Here is a 478-nt window from a genome sequence, read left to right as displayed (position 1 = left end):
GCCTGAAGTCATCCCGACCCGCCCGGCCCCGCGAGCGCCGGGTGGCGGCGAGGCTGCTTGATGGCAACGGCCTCGCGCTCGGCACCCTGCTTGCCGCGTTGCTGGCCGCCGATGCCTCGACCCTGGTCAGGATTGCCGATCTTCCAATCGGCGCCGGTGCCACCAACGGCCTTGGCAATACCGGAAATTTCAACGGCAATGGGAATACCGGCAACTTCAACGGCAACGGCAACAGCGGCAATTTCAACGGCAACGGCAATGCCGGGAGCTTCAGCGGCAATTTCAATGGCGGCAGCATCAACGGCAACGCCAATTGCGGCAACGGCCACGGCAACGGCTACGCGTCCGACGGCAACGGCAACGGTACGGTAGCGGCCGGCAATCCGGACCTCTGCCGGTTCTTGAAGGAGCTGAACGGCCGGCTGGGACTACCGCCCGGCACGATTCCGGATTTCGACTAGAGGGCATCGTCCGCAAG

General features: G+C 64.9%; 1 protein-coding gene. It reads left to right on the top strand.

What is annotated here, in order from left to right:
- On the top strand, positions 1 to 461 hold a 461-nt coding region (locus EOA23_RS36015; RefSeq protein ID WP_210212534.1), incomplete at its 5' end, for a hypothetical protein.
- Positions 462 to 478: the final 17 nt, after the last annotated feature.

This window comes from Mesorhizobium sp. M2A.F.Ca.ET.042.01.1.1 (genome assembly GCF_003997405.1).
Taxonomy (GTDB): Bacteria; Pseudomonadota; Alphaproteobacteria; order Rhizobiales; family Rhizobiaceae; genus Mesorhizobium.
This window is presented reverse-complemented; position numbering and strand designations above follow the sequence as displayed.